This is a genomic window from Bacillus sp. ISL-47 (genome assembly GCF_018613175.1).
Taxonomy (GTDB): domain Bacteria; phylum Bacillota; class Bacilli; order Bacillales; family Cytobacillaceae; genus Cytobacillus.
Genome location: NZ_JAGGQS010000079.1, coordinates 12,132 through 34,392, shown reverse-complemented (window position 1 = coordinate 34,392; position 22,261 = coordinate 12,132). Strand labels below are relative to the sequence as shown.

The 22,261-nt window shown below is 42.4% G+C and carries 20 protein-coding genes and 1 riboswitch; of the genes, 15 read left to right on the top strand and 5 right to left on the bottom strand.

Features of this window, described 5'->3' with window-relative positions; translation table 11 throughout:
* Positions 1-8 precede the first annotated feature (8 nt).
* The 3 genes from J7I93_RS23460 to mutL all read left to right on the top strand — a co-directional run bounded on the left by J7I93_RS23460 (position 9) and on the right by mutL (position 5,503).
* Positions 9-626 carry a PH domain-containing protein gene (locus J7I93_RS23460; RefSeq protein WP_214729085.1) on the top strand — a complete coding sequence of 206 codons (618 nt, stop codon included), beginning with the start codon at positions 9-11 and terminating at the stop codon, positions 624-626.
* Between the two features lie 275 nt (positions 627-901).
* Positions 902-3,523 carry a DNA mismatch repair protein MutS gene (gene mutS / locus J7I93_RS23455; protein WP_214729083.1) on the top strand — a complete coding sequence of 874 codons (2,622 nt, stop codon included), beginning with the start codon at positions 902-904 and terminating at the stop codon, positions 3,521-3,523.
* An 18-nt stretch (positions 3,524-3,541) separates the two neighbouring features.
* Positions 3,542-5,503, top strand: a complete 1,962-nt coding sequence (gene mutL / locus J7I93_RS23450; protein ID WP_214729081.1) for a DNA mismatch repair endonuclease MutL — start codon at positions 3,542-3,544, stop codon at positions 5,501-5,503.
* A gap of 430 nt (positions 5,504-5,933) precedes the next feature.
* Here mutL and mreBH read toward each other — a convergent pair whose 3' ends face one another.
* The gene (gene mreBH / locus J7I93_RS23445; RefSeq protein ID WP_214729079.1) at positions 5,934-6,941 is read right to left on the bottom strand and encodes a rod-share determining protein MreBH; all 1,008 of its coding nucleotides are present in this window, start codon (positions 6,939-6,941) and stop codon (positions 5,934-5,936) included.
* A gap of 272 nt (positions 6,942-7,213) precedes the next feature.
* Between mreBH and miaA the strand changes: the two genes are divergently transcribed.
* From miaA to J7I93_RS23425, 4 genes are all read left to right on the top strand, one after another.
* On the top strand, positions 7,214-8,176 hold the full coding sequence (gene miaA / locus J7I93_RS23440; protein WP_214729077.1) for a tRNA (adenosine(37)-N6)-dimethylallyltransferase MiaA: 963 nt from the start codon (positions 7,214-7,216) through the stop codon (positions 8,174-8,176).
* A gap of 27 nt (positions 8,177-8,203) precedes the next feature.
* Positions 8,204-8,437 (top strand): RNA chaperone Hfq, encoded by a 234-nt coding sequence (hfq, locus tag J7I93_RS23435; protein WP_214729075.1) that lies wholly within the window; start codon positions 8,204-8,206, stop codon positions 8,435-8,437.
* Between the two features lie 548 nt (positions 8,438-8,985).
* Positions 8,986-9,936, top strand: a complete 951-nt coding sequence (gene spoVK / locus J7I93_RS23430; RefSeq protein WP_214729072.1) for a stage V sporulation protein K — start codon at positions 8,986-8,988, stop codon at positions 9,934-9,936.
* 113 nt (positions 9,937-10,049) lie between these two features.
* Positions 10,050-10,283, top strand: coding sequence for a glutaredoxin family protein (locus tag J7I93_RS23425; RefSeq protein WP_214729069.1), 234 nt, complete (start codon positions 10,050-10,052; stop codon positions 10,281-10,283).
* Positions 10,284-10,621: 338 nt separating this feature from the next.
* Here J7I93_RS23425 and J7I93_RS23420 read toward each other — a convergent pair whose 3' ends face one another.
* Entirely contained in the window at positions 10,622-11,227 is a 606-nt protein-coding gene (locus tag J7I93_RS23420) for a trimeric intracellular cation channel family protein (RefSeq protein ID WP_214729067.1), read from the bottom strand.
* Between the two features lie 522 nt (positions 11,228-11,749).
* Here J7I93_RS23420 and hflX point away from each other — a divergent pair.
* From hflX to glnA, 4 genes are all read left to right on the top strand, one after another.
* Positions 11,750-13,006, top strand: coding sequence for a GTPase HflX (gene hflX / locus J7I93_RS23415; RefSeq protein WP_214729065.1), 1,257 nt, complete (start codon positions 11,750-11,752; stop codon positions 13,004-13,006).
* A gap of 13 nt (positions 13,007-13,019) precedes the next feature.
* The gene (locus J7I93_RS23410) at positions 13,020-14,291 is read left to right on the top strand and encodes a methionine gamma-lyase family protein (protein ID WP_214729063.1); all 1,272 of its coding nucleotides are present in this window, start codon (positions 13,020-13,022) and stop codon (positions 14,289-14,291) included.
* Between the two features lie 200 nt (positions 14,292-14,491).
* Positions 14,492-14,899 (top strand): MerR family transcriptional regulator, encoded by a 408-nt coding sequence (locus tag J7I93_RS23405; protein ID WP_285289094.1) that lies wholly within the window; start codon positions 14,492-14,494, stop codon positions 14,897-14,899.
* 42 nt (positions 14,900-14,941) lie between these two features.
* A complete protein-coding gene (gene glnA, locus J7I93_RS23400; RefSeq protein WP_214729060.1) occupies positions 14,942-16,276 on the top strand; it encodes a type I glutamate--ammonia ligase in 1,335 nt (444 codons plus the stop codon).
* Between the two features lie 282 nt (positions 16,277-16,558).
* Here the strand turns inward: glnA and J7I93_RS23395 are convergent, their stop codons facing one another.
* The 3 genes from J7I93_RS23395 to lexA form a co-directional block, all read right to left on the bottom strand.
* A complete protein-coding gene (locus tag J7I93_RS23395) occupies positions 16,559-16,744 on the bottom strand; it encodes a hypothetical protein (protein ID WP_214729058.1) in 186 nt (61 codons plus the stop codon).
* Between the two features lie 54 nt (positions 16,745-16,798).
* Positions 16,799-16,884, bottom strand: a riboswitch (cyclic di-GMP riboswitch).
* A gap of 136 nt (positions 16,885-17,020) precedes the next feature.
* Complete coding sequence (locus J7I93_RS23390) at positions 17,021-17,305, bottom strand: DUF4257 domain-containing protein (protein ID WP_214729056.1); 285 nt, start codon at positions 17,303-17,305, stop codon at positions 17,021-17,023.
* Positions 17,306-17,577: 272 nt separating this feature from the next.
* Positions 17,578-18,201: a transcriptional repressor LexA gene (gene lexA, locus J7I93_RS23385; RefSeq protein WP_110067950.1), complete on the bottom strand. Its 624-nt coding sequence runs from the start codon at positions 18,199-18,201 to the stop codon at positions 17,578-17,580.
* A gap of 157 nt (positions 18,202-18,358) precedes the next feature.
* Between lexA and yneA the strand changes: the two genes are divergently transcribed.
* From yneA to tkt, 4 genes are all read left to right on the top strand, one after another.
* Positions 18,359-18,691, top strand: a complete 333-nt coding sequence (yneA, locus tag J7I93_RS23380) for a cell division suppressor protein YneA (protein WP_214729054.1) — start codon at positions 18,359-18,361, stop codon at positions 18,689-18,691.
* A gap of 15 nt (positions 18,692-18,706) precedes the next feature.
* Complete coding sequence (locus tag J7I93_RS23375) at positions 18,707-19,354, top strand: YneB family resolvase-like protein (RefSeq protein WP_214729052.1); 648 nt, start codon at positions 18,707-18,709, stop codon at positions 19,352-19,354.
* 141 nt (positions 19,355-19,495) lie between these two features.
* On the top strand, positions 19,496-19,729 hold the full coding sequence (locus tag J7I93_RS23370) for a DUF896 domain-containing protein (RefSeq protein ID WP_214729049.1): 234 nt from the start codon (positions 19,496-19,498) through the stop codon (positions 19,727-19,729).
* Positions 19,730-19,970: 241 nt separating this feature from the next.
* Positions 19,971-21,977, top strand: a complete 2,007-nt coding sequence (gene tkt, locus J7I93_RS23365; protein WP_214729047.1) for a transketolase — start codon at positions 19,971-19,973, stop codon at positions 21,975-21,977.
* Positions 21,978-22,261: the final 284 nt, after the last annotated feature.

The following is a 22,261-nucleotide window of genomic DNA, read 5'->3' as shown; positions in this document are numbered from 1 at the left end:
GAGAGTTTATGTTTAAAAGAGTTGCCTCTGACGTGTTAGGGCTTAGCGATGTGGGAAGTGTAATCCAGCCGGCAGATTATGATAAAGTCGATGCGGATGATTATGTGCTTCATGAAGATAATGAAAAGATTTACTTCCTAATTAAATCCAAATCAGATGAATATTGCTTTACAAATAAAGCCCTTATCCATTTGGATGGAACAAGTGCAGTCAGCAAAAAGCGAACGCTTAAGCGCTACAGCTATAGAGAATATAGTATTTCCAATGTGATGCTCGAAACAGCAGGGACGGTCGATTTGGACATTGAAATCAAATTTGTGATTGGGTCCGAGGCATTTTCCATCGACGTACATAAAAAGCATATAGAAGAATTGAAAGATTTATACAAAGCTCTAATTCGCATCTCCGAGATTTGCCGTGAAAATGAAGTATCAATGGAGTATGCTGAAAAAAGTTTAAACTTGGCTTCCAGCACATTGGGCCGCTCAACTTCAAATCAGGATTCAAACGTAGTGGACAATTTCCGAGTATTAAACGAAACAGCCTTCAACTGGCTGATGAATAGCCGCAAGAAATACAATGTAAAAGACTTTGGCTATGTTTTTGAAAAATATATTAATAACTAAGAAAGATAGGCAGCTCTCTGTTCGGAGAGCTGTTTTTTTGGGCTCTTTACACATAGATTGTTGTTTTTGCTTATGAATTCAGCCCGTTGATTTTCGCTGCAATCAACTCACCATATTAAACTAAGTTATTGAAAAGCAAGAAACTTTATTTTTCCCCAAATTTTGCACTTCTGAGTCCTATAACAATCTATGATATAATGAAAAAGACGTTCTCAGAGTGTATCTTTGAAAACTGGGATAGAAAATGAATAGATTATTTGACGTTGGAGGAAATTATGGCAGCAGCATACACGCCTATGATACAGCAATATTTAAGAGTAAAGGCAGAATATCAGGATGCCTTTTTATTTTTTCGACTTGGTGATTTTTATGAAATGTTCTTTGATGATGCGCTTAAGGCATCGCAGGAACTGGAAATTACATTAACAAGCCGGGAGGGCGGTACGGAAGAGCGAATTCCGATGTGCGGAGTACCGTACCATTCAGCACCTGCCTATATTGAACAACTAATTGAAAAAGGCTATAAAGTAGCCATCTGTGAGCAGACTGAGGATCCCAAACAGGCAAAAGGCGTTGTGCGGAGGGAAGTTGTCCAGCTTATTACGCCTGGGACAATGATGGAAGGCAAAGGCCTTCAGGAAAAAGAAAACAATTACATTGCCTCTATCTCTGCTTTTGATGGGGAAACGTTTGGATTTGCCACAAATGATTTATCTACAGGTGAAACGAAGGTAACGATGCTAAGCGGAGGGTTTGAGGAAGTATTAAATGAGCTGTCTCTGTCAGGGGCGAAAGAAATCGTCATTTCTTCTGATTTTAACGGAGAATGGCAGCGGAAAATAAAAGAGCGTTCGGTCATGGCGATTTCATTGGAGGACGATTGCGAGATTCGTGATTCCTATGAAAACCTGCTTTCAGATTTAAACCAGGACAAGCTTAGGCTTACATCGTCCAGACTTATAAACTATCTGTATCGGACTCAAAAAAGAAGCCTCGATCATCTTCAAAAAGTAGCTACCTATCAAATCAGCCAATATATGAAGATCGACTATTTTTCGAAAAAGAACTTGGAGTTAACGGAAACGATTCGCAGCAAAGGGAAGAAAGGCTCATTGCTATGGCTTTTGGATGAAACAAAGACGGCTATGGGCGGAAGGCTTTTGAAGCAGTGGATTGACCGGCCGCTTATTAACGAAATAGAAATTAAGCGCCGCCATTCCATTGTGGAAACATTAATCGGTTCTTACTTTGAACGCGAAGAAATCCGGGAAAAGCTGAAGGAAGTCTATGATCTTGAGCGCCTTGCCGGGAGGGTGGCATTCGGAAATGTGAATGCACGTGATTTGGTGCAGCTTAAACGGTCACTTCAGCAGATTCCGATTTTAAAAGATATGGTCAGGGGGCTGCCAAATGATGAGGCAGTAAAACTGGCTGAACGGCTGGATGCCTGTGAAGAGGTGGCCGATACGCTCGAATGTGCAATCATGGAGAATCCGCCTCTTTCACTTAAAGACGGCAATATCATTCAGGATGGCTACCATGAAGAATTGGATCAATATCGGGATGCCAGCCGGAATGGGAAAACCTGGATCGCCCAGCTAGAGAAGCAGGAGCGGGAGAAAACAGGCATTAAGTCGCTAAAGATCGGTTTTAACCGTGTGTTCGGCTATTATATAGAAGTAACGCGCTCCAATTTGCACCTTTTACAGGAAGGCCAATACGAACGCAAGCAGACGCTGACAAATGCGGAAAGATTTATTACGCCTGAATTGAAAGAAAAAGAAGCGCTAATCCTCCAGGCACAGGAGAAGTGTGTCGAACTGGAGTATGAGCTTTTTACCAATGTCCGCGAATATGTAAAAGAATATATTCCTAGATTGCAAAAGCTGGCTAAAACGGTTAGTGAATTGGATGTTCTGCAATGCTTTGCGGCAGTTAGCGAGCAAAGGCATTACACAAAACCAGTTTTTTCAAACGAAAGGCGGGTTTATATTAAAGACGGCCGTCATCCAGTGGTGGAAAAGGTCATGAACGCACAGGAATATGTGCCCAATGACTGTAATATGGATGCAGACAGGGAAATGCTGCTGATTACAGGACCGAATATGTCCGGTAAAAGTACTTACATGCGCCAAATCGCGCTGACAGCTATTTTAGCTCAAATTGGCTGCTATGTGCCTGCTTCCGAAGCAGTTCTGCCAATCTTTGACCAGGTATTTACGAGAATCGGTGCTGCTGATGACCTAATTTCTGGCCAAAGTACCTTCATGGTCGAGATGCTTGAAGCAAGGAACGCGATTGTAAATGCTACTCAAAATAGTTTGATTCTATTTGATGAAATCGGCCGTGGAACGTCAACCTATGACGGCATGGCATTGGCGCAGGCAATTATTGAATATATTCATGACCGGATTGGTGCAAAAACGTTATTTTCCACTCACTATCATGAGCTGACTGTACTTGAAGAAGAGTTGGGAAAAGTGAAAAATATCCATGTCAGTGCTGTTGAGCAGAACGGCCGGGTTGTGTTCCTTCATAAAATTAAAGAAGGAGCAGCGGATAAGAGTTACGGTATTCATGTTGCTCAGCTTGCCGAGCTGCCGAATGAGCTGATTGTGAGAGCAAATGAAATCCTGACCGGACTTGAGTCCAAGGATGTGGAGGCAAATAGTACTTCGCAACAGGAAATTAGTAAGGCGCCTGCCGCTGAAAAAGTACAAGAGCCTGCTGCTCAATTATCATTCTTTGAAGAAGAGCCGGGGGAAGCGAAAAAGTCTCAGGTCAGCTCGAAGGAAAAGAAGATTATCGACAAAGTGAAAGGGCTCGATATCCTTGATATGACGCCAATGCAGGCATTAAATACATTATATGAGCTGCACAAAAAACTAAAGAACTAGCCAACAGGGGGTGACGAGATGGGGAAAATCATACAGCTGGATGACTCGCTTTCAAATAAAATTGCTGCCGGTGAGGTGGTAGAGCGGCCTGCATCAGTAGTTAAAGAATTGATGGAGAACTCGATTGATGCCGGGAGCACAATTATTGAAATTGAAGTAGAAGAAGCTGGCCTGGCAAAAATCCGGATCATTGATAACGGCGACGGAATTGAAGAGGATGATGTCCTTAATGCATTTCATCGCCATGCCACAAGCAAAATAAAAGATGAAAATGACCTTTTCCGCATCCGCACGCTCGGATTCCGCGGCGAGGCATTGCCGAGTATCGCGTCCGTTTCGCGGATCGAAATGAAAACCTCGACTGGCGAAGCCGGCACACGCCTGGTCACTGAAGGCGGAAAAGTAGAGGTGATGGAAAAAGCGCCTGGCAGAAAAGGGACCGATCTCACCGTGACCGATTTATTTTTCAACACGCCGGCCCGTCTGAAATATATGAAGACAATCCACACCGAGCTTGGCAATATAACCGATGTGGTGAACCGGCTGGCGCTTGCCCATCCAGAGGTCGCTATCCGCCTGATTCATAATGACCGCAAGCTCCTGCAGACGAACGGGAACGGCGATGTCCGCCAGGTGCTTGCAGCGATTTATGGGCTGAACATCGTAAAAAAGATGGTTCCAATTGAAGCGAGCTCGCTTGATTTTAAAATAAGCGGCTATGCAGCATTGCCGGAGATTACAAGAGCATCACGCAATTATATCTCCACTATGATTAACGGACGTTTTATAAAAAATTATTCACTGGCAAAGGCCATTCAGGAGGGATATCATACCCTCTTGCCAATTGGCCGCTATCCGATCGTCCTGTTGAATATTGAAATGGATCCGCTTCTTGTGGATGTCAATGTCCATCCTTCCAAGATGGAAGTCCGGTTAAGCAAGGAGCATGAATTGAATGAGCTTGTATCAAGTGCACTTAAGGCTGCTTTTAAAAAGGAAGAGCTGATTCCGTCCGGGTTTACGCAGCCGAAGAGCATGAAGCCAAAGTCGGAGCAGACTGCTTTGGAGCTGGATCACTTGCCGGAGAAAGAAGAACGGAATATCTCTGCATCTTCTTATGTGCGTGAAACGAGGGAAGAAGCTGTTCCGGATAGCACTTCGCGGAGCTTTTCTCTTAAAACTGAGGTACCCCATACTGCTCAGCTTAGCCAGAGAAGTTTTTCCCCTTCGCCTTTTGGTCCTGAAGGTGATTCTGTTCAGGAAGATCCCTGCGAGGATCGTGTTTCTTCAGCAGTAGAATATCCAAAAGAAGATCAGCATTTGTTCCAGAAAGAAGAGCCAAGGGCGGCAGGTTTAAATCCGTTTTTTGCCGAGTCTCCTAATGAGCAGGAACCATCCCGGGTTCCGCCGCTCTATCCGATCGGGCAAATGCATGGGACCTATATTTTTGCCCAAAACGATAGAGGCCTTTACATCATCGACCAGCACGCTGCCCAGGAACGGATTAAGTACGAGTACTTCAAAGAAAAAGTCGGCCAGGTGGAAAGCGAATTGCAGGAAATGCTCATACCCCTGACCTTCGAATACTCAACTGACGATTATATAAAAATAGATGAACACAAAGTTGAACTGGAAAAAGTCGGCGTGTTCCTGGAGCCGTTTGGCTATAACAGCTTTATCGTCCGATCTCATCCGCAATGGCTGCCAAAAGGCGAGGAACAGGAAATCATTGAGGAAATGATTGAACAGCTATTAGCGATGAAGAGAGTCGATATTAAAAAGCTGCGAGAGGAAGCTGCGATCATGATGAGCTGCAAAGCTTCTATTAAAGCGAACCAGCACCTGCGCAAGGATGAAATTCAAGCACTGCTGGATGAGTTGCGCCGGACATCAGATCCGTTCACATGCCCGCATGGCCGCCCGATTATTATTCATTACTCTACTTATGAAATGGAGAAAATGTTCAAGAGGGTAATGTAAAACGACGCTGAACCCGAATGGGTTTGGCGTTTTTTTGTATAGTTGGACAATAATTATATTATGTAAACAAAGGTAGGCACTATTCTGTCCGATAAGTGCCGATGAGAAGCGATTTCCCCATTTGATCGGCATTATTCGGAGGTAAGTTCCGATTAGAGTTCGATTCCCCATTTGATCGGCATTATTCGGTGAGATAAGTTCCGATTAGAGTTCGATTCCCTATTTGATGGCATTATTCGGTGAGATAAGAGACGGTTAAGAGTCAGTTCCCCAACTGATCGGCACAATTAACCCGACTGATTCCGGTGAAAACCAATATTCAACGGCACTTTCCCTTCCGATTGGCTCCTGCTTCTCCTTTTATCTAACAACGACTAGTGCTCAAAATAAAAAAGCACCCATTTTGCAAAATGGATGCTCCTTATTTAAATTATCTTACCAATGTATGAAGTTTATCAATATACTTTAATGCTACCCCGGTACCAACCGCAACAGATTCAAGCGGGTTTGGAGCGAGGTGTACAGGTACGACGATTTCTTGTGATAGCCAATCCTGCATGCCATTAAGCAGGGCACCGCCACCTGATAAGATTACGCCGCGGTCAACGATGTCACCACTCAGTTCAGCAGGGCTGTCTTCTAAAGTAGCACGGATTGCTTCAAGAATATGAAGGAGAGCTTCCTTCATTGCATCGCGAACCTCATATGAAGACAATGTGATTGTTTTAGGTAAACCAGTCACAAGGTCCCGGCCGCGCACTTCCATTGTCAATTCCTCATGATTGACTAATGCATAGCCAATTTCCATTTTAACCTGTTCAGCTGTCCTTTCACCAATAAGGACATTGTATTCTTTGCGTACATGCTGAATGATGTCGTCATCAAGTCTGTCGCCGCCGATGCGGATGGAGTGGCAGGCCACAACGCCGCCAAAGGAGATGATGGCCACTTCTGTTGAACCCCCGCCAATATCTACAACGACGTTTGCGACTGGCTCATCAACTGGCATGCCTGCACCGATTGCTGCTGCAACTGGCTCTTCAATAAGATGGACCTTTTTTGCACCAGCATTTCTTACTGCATCCTGGATCGCTCTTCTTTCTACCGAAGTAGAACCAGAAGGAGTACATACAACCACGTTAGGCTTTCTGATTGCAAATCCGACTTTTTTCGATGCTTTTCGCATAACTTGGCGAAGCATTTCTGTCGTTGTATCATAATCAGCAATAACCCCATCTTTAAGCGGACGGATCGCGATAATTCGTCCTGGTGTTTTACCGATCATTTCTTTGGCTTCTTTACCAACTGCTAACACTTTTTTCGTTTCTGTGTCAATTGCAACAACAGAAGGTTCGTTTAAGATAATCCCTTTTGTTTTACTATATACAAGAATGTTTGCTGTTCCTAAATCAATACCAATTTCAGATGTATTTATCATGAATTATTCACCTATTTCCAATTTATAAAGTCACAATATAGCCTTCTAATAAATTAACATGAATATGGGGGCCAACCTCTGTTTGTTATGGAATCGTTAAAAAAATGTAATCTTTCATGAAAATTTTAGGAAACTTGTCGAATAAGAAGGGTAAAATCTGACTATACTGCTTAGATGTTCTGTTTTTATTAAGAATGGTAAAATGATACCTGAAAAATTTTCCTGCATTATGGTAGGATAGTAAATAGAACGGCAGTAAAGGCAGTGAACAGATGAGCGAAAAAGAAAAGCTTGTAGTGCTGATTGGCCCTACAGCAGTTGGTAAAACAAAATTAAGCATTCTCCTCGCTAAAAGGTTTAATGCAGAAATTATCAGCGGCGATTCCATGCAGATATATAAAAGCATGGATATAGGCACCGCCAAGATTACAAAAGAAGAAATGGAAGGTATTCCACACCATCTGATTGATATCAAAAATCCGGAAGACCCTTTTTCTGCAGCAGAGTTCCAGGAGCTTGTCCGAAGCAAAATTTCTGAAATCACTTTAAGAGGCAAACTACCAATGATCGTCGGGGGCACGGGATTATATATTCAATCAGTCATTTACGATTATCAATTTTCTGATGCTCCTTCAGATGACGAGTTCAGAAAGAAGCTGGAAGAACGCGCGGAAGGGGAAGGGAACGAAGCGCTTTATCAAGAGCTGATGGAAATTGACCCGGAAAGCGGAAGCAAAATCCATCCCAATAATATCCGCAGGGTGATCCGAGCTCTGGAAATCTTTCATTGTACCGGAAAAACGATGTCGGATTATCAGGAGAATCAGGATCCTGAACTTCTTTATGATACCGCACTGATCGGGCTAACGATGAATCGGGAAAAGTTGTATGAGCGCATTAATCTTCGCGTTGATCTCATGATGAAGGAAGGTTTGCTGGAAGAGGTTAATTCCCTTTATAAGCAGGGATTAAAGGATTGCCAGTCGATTCAGGCCATCGGGTACAAAGAGCTGTATGAATACTTCAATGGGCGTGTTTCGATAGAGGACGCTGTAGGAAATCTGAAGCAAAATTCACGAAGATATGCAAAAAGACAGCTAACCTGGTTTCGAAACAAGATGAATGTGGAATGGTTTGATATGTCCGATACAGCAGACCCTCAAGAGTTTGAAAAAAAATTCGCTGAAATTTCTGCTCTTATTGAAGGAAAGCTGAAAATAAAATCGAATACATAATGATAGAGATAAAAGAGGAGGATTATTATGAAATCAGCAATCAATATTCAAGATCAGGTTCTTAACCAGCTACGCAAGGACAATACAAACTGCACCGTATTCCTTTTAAACGGATTCCAAATTAGAGGCTGTATTAAAGGCTTTGATAATTTCACTGTTTTATTTGAGTCTGAAGGCAAGCAGCAGCTTGTATATAAGCATGCTATTTCTACATTCGTACCACAGCGCAATGTTCAGCTGGACTTAGATAACCAGCAATAATATACGCAGTTTTAAAAAGAAGGCCTGCTTCGATGGAAGCAGGCTATTTTTATTTTTCCAATAGCAGTTAAAGTTAAAAATCTTTAATGAAATGCTTACAGCTTGAATACATATAGATATGGGAATTGATCGCTGTTATGAGGCAGATCTCTTGTTCCAGGCTCAAAGGGCTTCATTTCCCTTTATCCCGCATGAATGGGCAGTAAATCTACAACTTTGGTGTTTGAGGACCAAAAGAATGCTAAGTGGGCGGTAAATGCCCGAAAAGCCCGATGATCAGAACTCAGGCTAAAGACGCCATGACCATATGGAGACGTCTGAGTGACTAGCATCCTGAGAGTCTTAACTAATCAGCAGACAGATTGAAGTTTCACCTTATTTCTCGGGAAACCGCACAAAACGACATCCTCGAATCAATCATTGCTGAAAAGAGCGGGAATTTGTCGTTAATTAGCCTTATAACCGTAATCTGACGGAAACATATAGGCTTTTGTCACAAAGGTTACTTCTAAGCGTATACTGTGCCTAAGAATGTGAGGTGATAGCTTTTGGACCAGCCGATTCGCTTGAAAAATAACGGTCAAATCAGCATCGTGCTAAATTCACAGAAGCGAAAAACATACACAAAAGAACTTCCAGAATCTCAAGTGGTTCCAAAGACCATTCCGCCTGAGCATGCAGCCCTGAAAGAAATCGAGGAAGAACTTGGCGCTCTTGTAGGAATGGAAGAGATGAAGAAGATGATAAAAGAAATTTATGCTTGGATTTATGTTAATAAAAAGCGGGAAGAAGCCGGCCTGAAAGCAGGAAAACAAGCACTCCATATGATGTTTAAAGGAAATCCGGGAACTGGGAAAACAACGGTTGCCCGATTAATAGGAAAACTTTTTCAAAAAATGAATGTGTTATCAAAAGGACATCTGATTGAAGCCGAGAGGGCAGATCTCGTCGGAGAATATATCGGGCATACTGCTCAAAAGACGAGGGATCTGGTGAAAAAATCGATCGGGGGCATCCTGTTCATCGATGAAGCCTATTCATTAGGCAGAGGCGGGGAAAAGGATTTCGGCAAGGAAGCGATTGACACACTTGTGAAGCATATGGAGGACCGCCAGCATGAGTTCATCCTGATCCTGGCGGGGTATTCCAGGGAAATGGATTATTTCCTTACTTTAAATCCAGGTCTCCACTCCCGTTTTCCGCTGGTGGTTGATTTCCCGGACTACTCTATCGAACAGCTTATGGAAATTGGCCAGAGAATGCTAAAAGAGCGAGAATACACATTAAGCCACGAATCTGAAAAGAAGCTTCGGGAGCACTTATTTTATGTTAAAAATACTCTAACTCCGAACAGCTTTTCAAACGGCCGCTATATCCGCAATATCATTGAAAAGTCAATCCGTGCACAGGCTATGCGTCTCCTTATGCAAAACAGTTATGACCGTCATGATTTAATGACTATTAGAAGCAATGATTTAGTGTTTGAGGAAGATGATTAAGGGAACAGTAATCAATAAAAAGACAGTGTCATACAGTATTGACATTGTTTTTTTATTAAGTTAAAATACCATTAGGGGTATTAAAAGAGACGATTTAGAGGAGGAATATAAAAATGAACGATATTACAGTCTACACAACCAATACATGTCCTTATTGCACAATGGTGAAAAACTTCCTGGATGAGCAAGGATTATCTTACAAAGAGGTAAACGTCCAGCAAGACCAAAGAGCGGCGCAAAAGCTGGTTGAAACTACTGGCCAAATGGGCGTACCGCAAATCAATGTTAACGGCAAATGGGTACTTGGATTCGACCCAAACAACATTATGGCAAACATAAAGCAATAATATAAAGAAAAAGGCCTGTTCACTTGGTGAGCAGGCCCTTTTTTGAGCGGTATTTGCGAACTTTACGAATAAACGGTGATTATTAGCAAACAAAAGGTCCGAATTTGCGAATAAAACGTAAAATTTCTTTTAGCGAATAAACAGGCAAAACTTACGAACAAATGGTGGAATCTTGCGATAAATAGAGTTTCAATACCGGTAGGGGTTAATGGATTCCTAAACATAAAGAAAAAACCGAAGTTTTATCAAAAATTAGGCTGGGAATCAACAATAAGCTGTTACCAAGACAAAAATAAAAAGCATCGGCGCGAAACCGATACTTTTCTTTATCTTTATCTTTATCTGGTTCCCAGACTCTTGACCGGAAGCTTCCATTTGTATGTGTAGGATAATACCCTTAACGCAGTAATAATGATAAACAAGGAATATAATTCAAATGAAGAAACCGCGATTCCCAACCCGATCGCTGCTCCGCATAGGATGGCCCAGACAGCATAAATCTCTGATTTCAATACCAGCGGGTTTCTGCGTGCAAGCAGGTCACGGATGATTCCGCCGCCACTACCTGTTAAAACTGCAGCTACAATCACTGCGCTTAATGGATGGTTCATTTCTGTTGCATAAAGAGCTCCTTGAATAGCAAATGCGGATAACCCGATTGCATCAAAGAAATTGCCCCATTTTTGCCAGTGTTTAAGCAGGTTATTTGGGAAAAGCATTACTGCTGTGATGGACAAAAGTGCAATTTGAAAAAATAACCCCTGTTCCCAAAGGGCAGAGACCGGTACGCCTATTAATAAATTCCGGATGGCTCCCCCGCCGAAAGCGGTGACGATTCCGAGAATGTATATACCTAAAATATCGTATTCTTCTTCCATGGCAACAATTGCGCCGCTGACTGCGAAGGCAATGGTACCAATCATACTTAAAACTTCCCATGTCATAGACCATTTCTCCTCTTGATGAAAATCTCACATTCTATATCATTTAAACCCTATTAGTATAGTTAAATTCTTTCAAACAATATGATTTTAACACGGAAAAATAGAAATACAATACTTTTGTTTAAGACTGTATAAGCTTTTTTAAAGCTGTGTAAAATCTGCTCATTAATTTCAGCTCAAGAAGCCTGTTTTCCGCCGGTGGCCATAAAGCATCTTTGAAGCGTAGGGTCTCCCTATAATCCGCATTCCAGCAGGAAAATGAATAAGCATCCGTGAAAATACACCTCATGAAGGAAATGGGAACCCATTTTCAAGGAGTTTGCGCTTTCAGGACCAGCACAGCCAAAATTGAGCTTAAAAACGGCCTTTTAATAAGCTGCAAAAAGGATTAACGAAGAGGTAAAAATTAGTATTGGCAAAATTTTTTTGATATGATGTTATCAATCAGAAAGCAGAGGCAAAGCTGATCGGAACGATTTGCTTCCCAGCTTTTTTAATACACATATGAAAGAGGGATGCTGATTGGAACAAAAGCCAGAATATGAAAAAGTAATTCTTGTCGGCTGCCATACAGAAGAAGATGACCAGCGGTTTGAATATTCCATGGAGGAATTGGAGTCCTTGACGGAGACCGCCAATGGAAAAGCAGTAGCTTCCGTTACACAAAAAAGAGAACGGATTCATCCGTCTACATATATAGGAAAAGGAAAGGTTGAGGAATTGGCTGCTCTCCAGGAGGAAATGGAAGCAGATATCATCATTTTTAATGATGAGCTTTCACCAAGTCAGGTTCGCAATCTTTCGTCTGACCTGGATGCCAGGATTATTGACCGTACACAGCTAATTTTGGATATCTTCGCACAAAGAGCCCGTTCCAAAGAGGGTAAGCTGCAGGTTGAATTGGCTCAGCTTCAATATCTGCTTCCTCGTCTGTCCGGACAGGGTATCCAGCTTTCAAGGCTTGGCGGGGGAATTGGCACAAGAGGTCCGGGTGAGACGAAACTGGAATCGGACCGCCGCCATATCCGCCGCAGAATCGACGATATTAAGACGCAGCTGTCTGTCATCGTTCAGCACCGCGACAGATACCGTGAAAGAAGGAAGAAAAATAAAGCCTTCCAAATTGCCCTTGTCGGTTATACGAATGCAGGCAAATCAACCATTTTTAACAGACTTTCAGAAGCTGAATCATATGAAGAAAACCAGCTGTTTGCGACGCTTGACCCGATGACGCGCAAGCTAATTTTGCCTAGCGGTTTTATGACACTTGTGACGGATACAGTTGGGTTTATTCAGGACCTGCCAACGACTTTGATCGCTGCCTTCCGCTCAACCCTTGAAGAGGTGAAGGAGGCAGATCTCCTTCTGCATGTCGTGGATATGTCCAATCCGGACTATTTCCAGCACGAGCAGACAGTCAATAAACTAATAGAAGATTTGGAAAATGATAAAATTCCGCAATTGACGGTATATAATAAAAGAGATTTAAGGCATCCTGATTTTGTTCCGATAGCTAAAACCGAAACCATCCAAATAAGTGCCTTTGAGGAAGAGGACCGCAATGATTTAAAGCGGAAAATTGAGCAAATGATTCTGGGGATGATGAAGCACTATCATGTTGAAGTGCCTTCAACAGAAGGGAAGCTTCTTTCCCAGCTCAAGAATGAAACCATTTTGCGCGAATTAAGCTTCCATGAAGAAAAGGAATTATATGTTTGCAAAGGCTACTATCTTGAGGACCATGCAATTTCAGGGCCTTTAACGAAATATACTGTATAGTTAGGAGAACACCATGTTTCGACAGTTATCACAGGGGGGAAAGCTCCAGCCAATTGTAAAAGAAGTGGAGCAACAAATTTCAGAAGTACTGCAAAGCATAGACCAGCGAATTGATGACAATCAATTCCGCGTTTTAAACAGCTTCCAAAATTATAAAGTAAGCGATTCGCATTTCACTCCATCGACAGGCTACGGATATGATGATATCGGCCGAGATACGCTTGAAGAGATATATGCAGAAGTGTTTGGCGGGGAAGCCGGCCTGGTTCGGCCGCAAATCATTTCGGGCACACATGCCATTTCCATTGCCCTTTTTGGGGTACTGCGACCTGGTGACGAATTGCTATATATCACCGGCAAGCCATACGACACTTTAGAAGAGATTGTCGGGATTCGCGGCACTGGGAACGGCTCATTAAAAGAATTTGGCATAGGCTACAATAGCGTGCCGCTAACCCAAGAGGGAAGCATCGATTACCCAGCAGTGCAAAGTGCAATCAAGCCGAATACAAAAATGATTGGCATTCAGCGCTCCAAAGGGTATGCGACCAGGCCTTCTTTTACAATTGAACAAATTAATGAGATGATCAGATTTGTAAAAGAAATTAAGCCTGACGCAGTTGTCTTTGTAGACAATTGCTATGGGGAGTTTGTAGAAGACCGGGAGCCATGCCATATTGGAGCTGACCTGGTGGCAGGGTCGCTCATTAAAAACCCAGGCGGCGGCATTGCCAAGACGGGCGGCTATATTGTCGGGAAAAAGCAATGGGTCGAGGCCTGCTCATACCGGATGACTTCACCTGGAATCGGTGCGGAAGCCGGTGCATCCCTATACAGCCTTCAGGAAATGTACCAGGGCTTCTTCCTGGCTCCGCATGTGGTTGGCCAGGCACTTAAAGGAGCGGTTTTTACCGCAGCGATGCTTGAGCGCCTTGGCATGAATTCCTATCCAAAATGGAATAGCAAAAGAACCGACCTTATTCAGTCCGTTCAATTTGATGACAAAGATAAAATGGTAGCATTTTGCCAGGCGATTCAATTTGCCTCTCCTGTCAATTCCCATGTCACAGCTTACCCGGCATACATGCCTGGCTATGAAAATGATGTCATCATGGCTGCAGGTACATTTATCCAGGGAGCCAGCATTGAATTAACGGCTGACGGGCCAATCAGACCCCCATATGTAGCGTATGTGCAGGGCGGGCTGACGTATTCGCATGTGAAGATGGCAGTCTGCATTGCATTAAACCGTTTACTGGAAAAAGGTTTAATTGAAATAGAATAGGTGAATATAAAGAAGGACAGCTACCTGGTTAGTTGTCCTTTTCTGTTTAAAAACTTTTGTTATTAAGCATGGAATTTACTTAAAAAAAAAAAAGCAAAAATTTTTTGAAAAAACATGTAATAAAAGCTAACATCCAGTTGACAGATTATCTTACATTACATATAATAATCACAAGAAGTAATGAAAAGGGGGAGAAATAGTTGACTGGAAGTGAAATTCGACGTTCCATGCCGCTTTTCCCAATTGGTACTGTCATGCAGCTAACCGATCTGACCGCGAGGCAGATACGCTACTATGAAGAGCACCAATTAATTTCTCCAGCTAGAACTGACGGAAATAGAAGACTTTTTTCCTTAAACGATATTGATGTCCTTTTGGAGATTAAAGACTTAATCGACCAGGGTGTCAACATGGCCGGAATCAAACAGCTATTTTTCGTAAAAGAACAGCAAGCAATATCAGATAATATGAAGAAGCAAGAAGATAAAGCGAGACGCGATCTTTCTGATGAAGAAATCCGGAAACTCCTTCGCAAAGAAATTGTGCAGGCTGGCCGATTCAATCGTTCATCACTGCGTCAAGGCAACATGCACCGCTTTTTCCATTAATAAATAAAAAACACTCATGTAAATTTAAGGGAGGAAATACCATTGGCTAAGTTCACTAAAGACGATATTAAACGCATTGCAGAAGAAGAAAACGTAAAATTTGTCCGTTTACAGTTTACGGATATTCTAGGAACAATCAAAAACGTTGAAATTCCAATCAGCCAGCTTGAAAAAGCACTTGATAACAAAATGATGTTTGACGGATCTTCTATCGAAGGCTTCGTACGTATTGAAGAATCAGATATGAATTTATATCCTGACCTTGATACATGGGTGGTATTCCCTTGGACAGCGGAAAAAGGAAAAGTTGCGCGTTTGATCTGTGATATCTACAATCCGGATGGAACTCCATTCCTTGGTGATCCTCGCAGCAATTTAAAACGTATTCTAGGTGAAATGGAAGAGTTAGGCTTCACAGATTTCAATCTTGGACCTGAACCAGAATTCTTTTTATTCAAGCTTGATCATGCTGGAGAACCGACTCTAGAGCTAAATGATAACGGCGGATACTTTGACCTTGCACCAACAGACCTTGGTGAAAACTGCCGCCGTGACATCGTGCTGGAACTTGAAGAAATGGGCTTTGAGATTGAAGCTTCCCACCATGAGGTTGCTCCAGGCCAGCACGAAATCGATTTTAAATATGCAGATGCTTTAACAGCATGTGACCAAATCCAGACGTTCAAGCTTGTTGTTAAAACGATTGCCCGCAAGCACGGCCTGCATGCGACATTCATGCCAAAACCACTATTCGGTGTGAACGGTTCTGGTATGCACTGTAACGTTTCATTATTCAAGGATGGAAAAAATGCATTCTTCAATGAAACTGGAGATCTTCAACTTAGTGATGACGCACGTCACTTTATCGCAGGCATCATCAATCATGCCACAGCATTTACAGCAGTAACAAACCCAATCGTTAACTCTTATAAGCGTTTGGTTCCTGGTTATGAAGCACCTTGCTATGTTGCATGGTCTGCTCAAAACCGTTCACCGCTTATCCGTATCCCGGCTTCCCGCGGCATAAGTACTCGTGTAGAGGTCCGAAGTGTTGACCCTGCTGCGAACCCATACCTTGCTATGGCTGTGTTATTAAAAGCTGGACTTGATGGAATCAAGAACAAATTGACTCCTCCAGCACCAGTTGACCGCAACATCTATGTAATGAACAAGCAAGAGCGTGTAGAAGAAGGGATCAAGGATCTTCCAGCAACATTGGCAGCTGCCCTTGAAGAACTTAAAAATGACGAAGTAATCGTTTCTGCTCTTGGCGACCATATCTTCGAACACTTCATTGAAGCAAAAGAAATCGAGTGGGATATGTTTAGAACGCAAGTGCATCCATGGGAGCGCGAGCAGTATATGAGCATGTATTAATAATCAGTCAAGCCTTGGCCTCAGTGCCGAGGCTTTTTTGTGCTGTTTAGCTTGAGTGGAGATTTCCGTTCACCGAGCTCGCTTTCCGCGGCGGTCTGACACTCCTAGGTGCATTCGCGTCTGTGGTCTCCCGTGGACGCGCCAATCGCAGGGGTCAATGAATTATACATCCCCGAATAAATACCACATGAAGAATTTGCGAGTGCGTTTTCACTCCTCAAGCTACATAACGCAGTGCCTTTAACAAAAAACTTTAATATAGCCTAATATATAAAAAATCCATCACTGAATGATGGATTTGCAGTTCGGACAGGTGATAACCTTTTCCGGTTTGAATTTTATTTTTTTAAGATCCTTTTTGGTGAAAGTTGTAAAGGCATTGTATGTAAATCCGCATACACAGCTGTTTTGATCCTTTACGATGTGCACCAAGTTCGACTCCTTGCTAAGCACTGTTGGATAAATCATTTTTCACCCTTCTCATAGCTGATTTAGGCAAATTGTTCTGGTATGAATTGTCTTATAAGCAGCCCGGCTGCCATGACTTTAATCGTTTTAGGCCCGTGGCTTTGCGTCTCCCACTTTCATGGAATTTGCCCAGATGAAATAGTATCATAAATTGGCGGAAAAATCATACTTTACCGGGATCTGTAATACAAACGCAAAACAGTTTAATGCAGTCACACAAAAAACCCCGTTCGATGAAGAACGAGGTTTTGTCTATATGAACTATTTCTGCCTATCTCATTCTTTATGTCTGATCTTTAAGAAATCGAGACATGTCAGCAGTGCATCTCCTCCAAATCCTGCAATAACCGAAAGGAGTACTATCTTTAAGGTAGAGTCAGGATCTGAAGATACGACCAAAAAAACAGCCGCCAAAGCCCCCATGATTACTTCTTCCAAGACCCCCAGGTAGATGAATTTTTTGGTCCTCCGGGGTTTTACCATTTTGCCTTCTTTCCGAATATGTCCAACGACACCGACCAGCCCACCAATCAACAAAGCGAAGGTAATGTTCAAAAACATATGATCTTCACACTCCTAAAGTCGAGATTTTGGACAAGCGACCTTAGGTTGATTCTCGGTGTATTACCATTATATAGGAAGATGATATAAATTAGTATGCATAAAAATACCGAATTTTCTGAAAACAAAATAGTTAAACTTTACTGTAACTTCCTTCCAAATGAGAAGTTACTGTTACTATCGTATGATTTTAATCATAGGATCAGGTAATAAGAACTGTATATAATCAAAAAATAAAAAGCAAACATAAATGCTTGCTTTTTGAAAGTCTATTAATGGATATGTCGATATACTCCAATTACCTTGCCAAGGATGGATACATTTCGAAGGATAATAGGTTCCATCGTAGAATTTTCAGGCTGGAGGCGTACATAATCTTTCTCTTTGAAAAATCGTTTTACGGTCGCTTCGTCTTCTTCAGTCATGGCAACAACAATATCTCCGTTATTAGCTGTGCTTTGCTGCTTAACGATTACATAGTCACCATCCAGAATTCCAGCTTCAATCATACTTTCTCCCATGATTTCAAGCATGAATACATGTTCGTCAGCTGGAGCCAGCCTTTCAGGAAGAGGGAAGTATTCCTCCACATTTTCAATCGCGGTAATCGGCTGGCCGGCAGTAACCTTACCAACGATCGGCACGTTTACTGCGCTGACTTTTGGAATGTGCGAAGACTCGTCCAAATCTAAAATTTCAATGGCACGCGGCTTAGTAGGGTCCCTGCGGATCAAACCTTTGCTTTCGAGCCTTGCGAGATGGCCGTGGACAGTGGAGCTGGAAGCAAGCCCGACTGCTTCTCCAATCTCTCTAACAGAAGGCGGGTAGCCTCTTAGTTTTACTTCTTCTTTTATAAATTCCAATATATCTTGCTGCCTTTTTGATAATTTCACCATCTTTAACGCACCTCGTATGATTTTCTTTGTCTTTATTATAGCATCAATTACCAGGTGATACAAACATAAGTTCGAATTTTCGTTGACACAAAACAAATGTTCGGTCTATAATAAAAGCATCAAATACGAACATACATTCTAACAGAGGTGTTTAATAATGATGAAAAAATTGTGGGATTCTTATTCTTATGCTATTATTCTATTCATTTTAAGCTTGGCAGCTTCATTAATATTAGTTTTGCAAATGGAAACGCCGGATAGTGAGAAGTTTGTTAGAGTTACCGTATCTGAAGGTGACTCCCTTTGGGAAATCGCTGAAGATTTCTCAGCTGAACATTCACTGTCAGCAGATGAATTTATTAGCTGGGTAGAACAAAACAATGGAATAGCCGGAGGAAGAATATTCCCAGGTGATGAAATTGTTATCCCGGTTAAAGCTGCTGAAGGGCAGCTATTTACCGAGCTTGCCAGTTCTGAACTAAATGAATAGTTATAAGGAGAAATTATGAAAGCAATTATCTACTGCAGGGTAAGCACAACAAAAGAAACGCAGGAAACTTCTCTCTCCAGACAGGAAGAGGAGCTATTGAACCTGGCAAAAAAGAATGGTTTTGAAGTGGTGAAAGTTATTCGCGACCAGGCGAGCGGATACGATTTAGAAAGAGACGGGATACTTGAGCTTCTGGATTTAATAAAAGAAAAGGATATTAATGTAGTTCTGATCCAGGATGAGACGCGGCTTGGGCGCGGCAATGCCAAGATTGCCATTCTCCATTGTATCTTTAAAGAAGAGGTCCAGCTTTACAGCATTTCCAACTACGGCCAGCTTCAGCTATCGGAATCGGACTCCATGGTATTGAGCATTGTCGGAATGGTAGAAGAGTATCAAAGAAAGCTTCATAATATTAAAATTAAACGGGGCATGCAAAGAGCGGTAGAGAAAGGATACCGTCCTGAGAAAAATCTGAGTAATCAAGGAGCCAATGCCGGCAGGGAAAGGATCGAAGTCCCAATCGATGAAATTGTCCGGCTTCGTCAAAACGACCTCACCTTCTCCGAAATCGCAGCAACGTTAAGGGGATTTGGCTACAATATATCAAAAGCAACCGTACATAGAAGATATAAAGAATATGTTGATTCATTAGCAGAGTAGAGCACTTTTCTTGTCAAAAGTGCTCTTTTTTAGTATGATGGCATTTGAGTTTCAATATTTATTATTGGTGAAACTTGTAGTGTAACCAAACTTTCTTTTAGATTAACCAAAAGTTAACTTTTGATATAAAGGAGCTTAAGCATGCTGCCAAAAGAAAAACTTGCTCGAATTAACGCACTGGCAAAGAAGGCGAAAGAATCCCGTTTAACAGAAGAAGAAGCGAAGGAGCAATCTTCACTCCGCAGAGAATATTTGGAGACATTCCGCTCTTCGATGTTAAATACGTTAAAAGGCGTAACGGTCGTTGATCCTAAGGGCAATGACGTAACCCCTAAAAAACTGAAAGATCTTCAAAATAAAAACCGCCTTCATTAATATCATAATTGCAAGGGATACACATTCAGTTGTATTCCTTCTTTTAATAAAAGCGGAGATGACCAGCTTGGCATAATTTGCAGGCTATCTCCGCTTTTCTTTACATATGCCGGGTCTTTTTGTGTCAAAATAATAACAAACCGGCTTTTTATTGTCTTTTTCCTGACCCTATTAGTTGTGAAAAAAACAGACACCCGATAATATAAAAAGAGTAAGAATTACTCTCGAAAGGATGTATTGAATGTTTAATCAAACAGATGAACTATCCATCAGTTCCATTCGTACTTTATCAATCGACGCCATTGAAAAGGCGAATTCCGGCCATCCAGGCATGCCAATGGGAGCTGCGCCAATGGCTTATACACTTTGGACACGCTTCATGAACCACAACCCTAAAAACCCAGAATGGTTCAACCGTGACCGTTTCGTCCTTTCAGCGGGACATGGATCCATGTTATTATATAGCCTTTTACATTTATCAGGCTATGATGTATCAATGGAAGATATTAAGCAGTTCAGACAGTGGGGAAGCAAGACTCCTGGCCACCCGGAATTCGGGCACACTCCTGGTGTTGATGCAACAACCGGCCCATTAGGACAGGGAATTGCAATGGCGGTTGGTATGGCTATGGCTGAACGCCACCTGGCTGCAACGTACAATAAAGACAATTTTAATTTGGTTGATCACTATACATATAGCATTTGCGGAGATGGAGACCTTATGGAAGGTGTTTCTGCAGAAGCTGCTTCACTTGCAGGCCATTTAAAACTTGGAAGGCTAGTTGTTCTTTATGATTCAAATGATATTTCACTTGATGGAGATTTGGATAAATCCTTCTCTGAGAGTGTAGAGCAGCGCTTCAAATCTTATGGCTGGCAGTACATACGAGTTGAAGACGGCAATGACCTTCATGAAATCGCTAAAGCGATCGAGGAAGCGAAACAAGATGAAAACCGTCCAACTATGATTGAAGTAAAAACAGTAATCGGCTACGGCTCTCCTAATAAATCAGGTAAGTCTGATGTACACGGCGCTCCGCTTGGTGCTGATGAACTAAAATTGACTAAAGAAGCTTATAAGTGGACTTTTGAAGAGGACTTCCATGTACCTCAAGAAGTATATGACCACTTCAAACAGCAAGTAGCAGAGAATGGCGCTAAAAAGCAGCAGGAATGGGAAGACCTTTTCGCACAGTACAAAGAAAAGCATCCTGAACTTGGCCTGCAATTGGAGCAGGCAATCAAAGGCGAGCTTTCTGAAGGATGGGATAAAGATATTCCTGTTTATGAAGAAGGAAAGAGCCTTGCAAGCCGCGCTTCCTCCGGAGAAGCATTAAATGCAATCGCACAAAACCTTCCTTCATTCTTTGGCGGATCTGCGGACCTTGCAGGATCCAACAAAACAATGATCAAAGGCACTGGCGACTTTACATCGGAATCATTTGAAGGCCGCAATATCTGGTTCGGTGTCCGTGAATTTGCTATGGGTGCAGCATTAAATGGGATGGCCCTTCATGGCGGATTAAAAGTATTCGGAGGAACATTCTTCGTATTCTCTGATTACCTTCGCCCGGCAATCCGTTTGGCTGCACTTATGAATCTGCCTGTTACGTATGTATTTACACATGACAGTATTGCAGTTGGTGAAGACGGTCCTACACATGAGCCTGTAGAACAGCTTGCTGCCTTGCGCGCTATGCCAAACATTTCTGTTGTCCGTCCTGCTGACGGAAACGAAACAGCAGCTGCCTGGAAAACAGCAATCGAATCAACAAACAAGCCAACTGCTTTAGTATTAACTCGTCAGAACCTTCCTACATTAAAAGGAACAGATTCAGCGGCATACGAAGGCGTTAAGAAAGGTGCTTATGTTGTTTCGCCGGCTTCAAATGACAAAGCAGATGTACTATTGCTTGCTGCTGGATCAGAAGTAAGCCTTGCTGTTGAAGCAAAAAAAGCGCTTGAAGGCGAAGGCATTCATGCATCTGTAGTCAGCATGCCTGCTTGGGACCGCTTCGAAGCTCAATCCAAAGAATACAAAGAAAGCGTCATTCCAAAGGCTGTCAAGAAGAGACTTGCCATCGAAATGGGATCTTCTCTTGGCTGGCACCGCTACGCTGGAGACGAAGGCGATGTTCTTGCCATCGATACATTTGGTGCCTCTGCACCAGGCGAAAAGATCATGGAAGAATACGGCTTCACAGTAGACAACGTGGTTGCACGCGTAAAAGCATTGCTGCAAGACTAATAAATGACTTTACAGGGGGAGCTGAAAAGCTCTTCCTTTTTTCGTTCTAGGCTGAACTTTGTTCATGCAGACTATATTTGGAGGATGACAGTGAGAATTGTCGCCATGGATTGTTTATAGCGACCAAATTAGTAAGAAGCCAGAGAATATGGTCGTCAAAGATTGGTTATGGCGACTCAATTGGGAAGAAGACACGGAATATGGTCGTCATAGAGCGTTCATGGCGACCAAATTGGGAAGAAGACAAGGAAAATGGTCGTCATAGAGCGCTTATGGCGACCATA

Coding starts and splice junctions, on each gene's coding strand:
- miaA (WP_214729077.1), top strand. CDS start 7,214: ATGAGCGAAAAAGAAAAGCTTGTAGTGCTGATTGGCCCTACAGCAGTT.
- J7I93_RS23390 (WP_214729056.1), bottom strand. CDS start 17,305: ATGTTTTTGAACATTACCTTCGCTTTGTTGATTGGTGGGCTGGTCGGT.
- J7I93_RS23460 (WP_214729085.1), top strand. CDS start 9: ATGTTTAAAAGAGTTGCCTCTGACGTGTTAGGGCTTAGCGATGTGGGA.
- J7I93_RS23370 (WP_214729049.1), top strand. CDS start 19,496: ATGCTGCCAAAAGAAAAACTTGCTCGAATTAACGCACTGGCAAAGAAG.
- J7I93_RS23375 (WP_214729052.1), top strand. CDS start 18,707: ATGAAAGCAATTATCTACTGCAGGGTAAGCACAACAAAAGAAACGCAG.
- J7I93_RS23425 (WP_214729069.1), top strand. CDS start 10,050: ATGAACGATATTACAGTCTACACAACCAATACATGTCCTTATTGCACA.
- tkt (WP_214729047.1), top strand. CDS start 19,971: ATGTTTAATCAAACAGATGAACTATCCATCAGTTCCATTCGTACTTTA.
- hfq (WP_214729075.1), top strand. CDS start 8,204: ATGAAATCAGCAATCAATATTCAAGATCAGGTTCTTAACCAGCTACGC.
- mreBH (WP_214729079.1), bottom strand. CDS start 6,941: ATGATAAATACATCTGAAATTGGTATTGATTTAGGAACAGCAAACATT.
- J7I93_RS23395 (WP_214729058.1), bottom strand. CDS start 16,744: ATGATTTATCCAACAGTGCTTAGCAAGGAGTCGAACTTGGTGCACATC.
- mutL (WP_214729081.1), top strand. CDS start 3,542: ATGGGGAAAATCATACAGCTGGATGACTCGCTTTCAAATAAAATTGCT.
- J7I93_RS23420 (WP_214729067.1), bottom strand. CDS start 11,227: ATGACATGGGAAGTTTTAAGTATGATTGGTACCATTGCCTTCGCAGTC.
- yneA (WP_214729054.1), top strand. CDS start 18,359: ATGATGAAAAAATTGTGGGATTCTTATTCTTATGCTATTATTCTATTC.
- mutS (WP_214729083.1), top strand. CDS start 902: ATGGCAGCAGCATACACGCCTATGATACAGCAATATTTAAGAGTAAAG.
- lexA (WP_110067950.1), bottom strand. CDS start 18,201: ATGGTGAAATTATCAAAAAGGCAGCAAGATATATTGGAATTTATAAAA.
- J7I93_RS23410 (WP_214729063.1), top strand. CDS start 13,020: ATGTTTCGACAGTTATCACAGGGGGGAAAGCTCCAGCCAATTGTAAAA.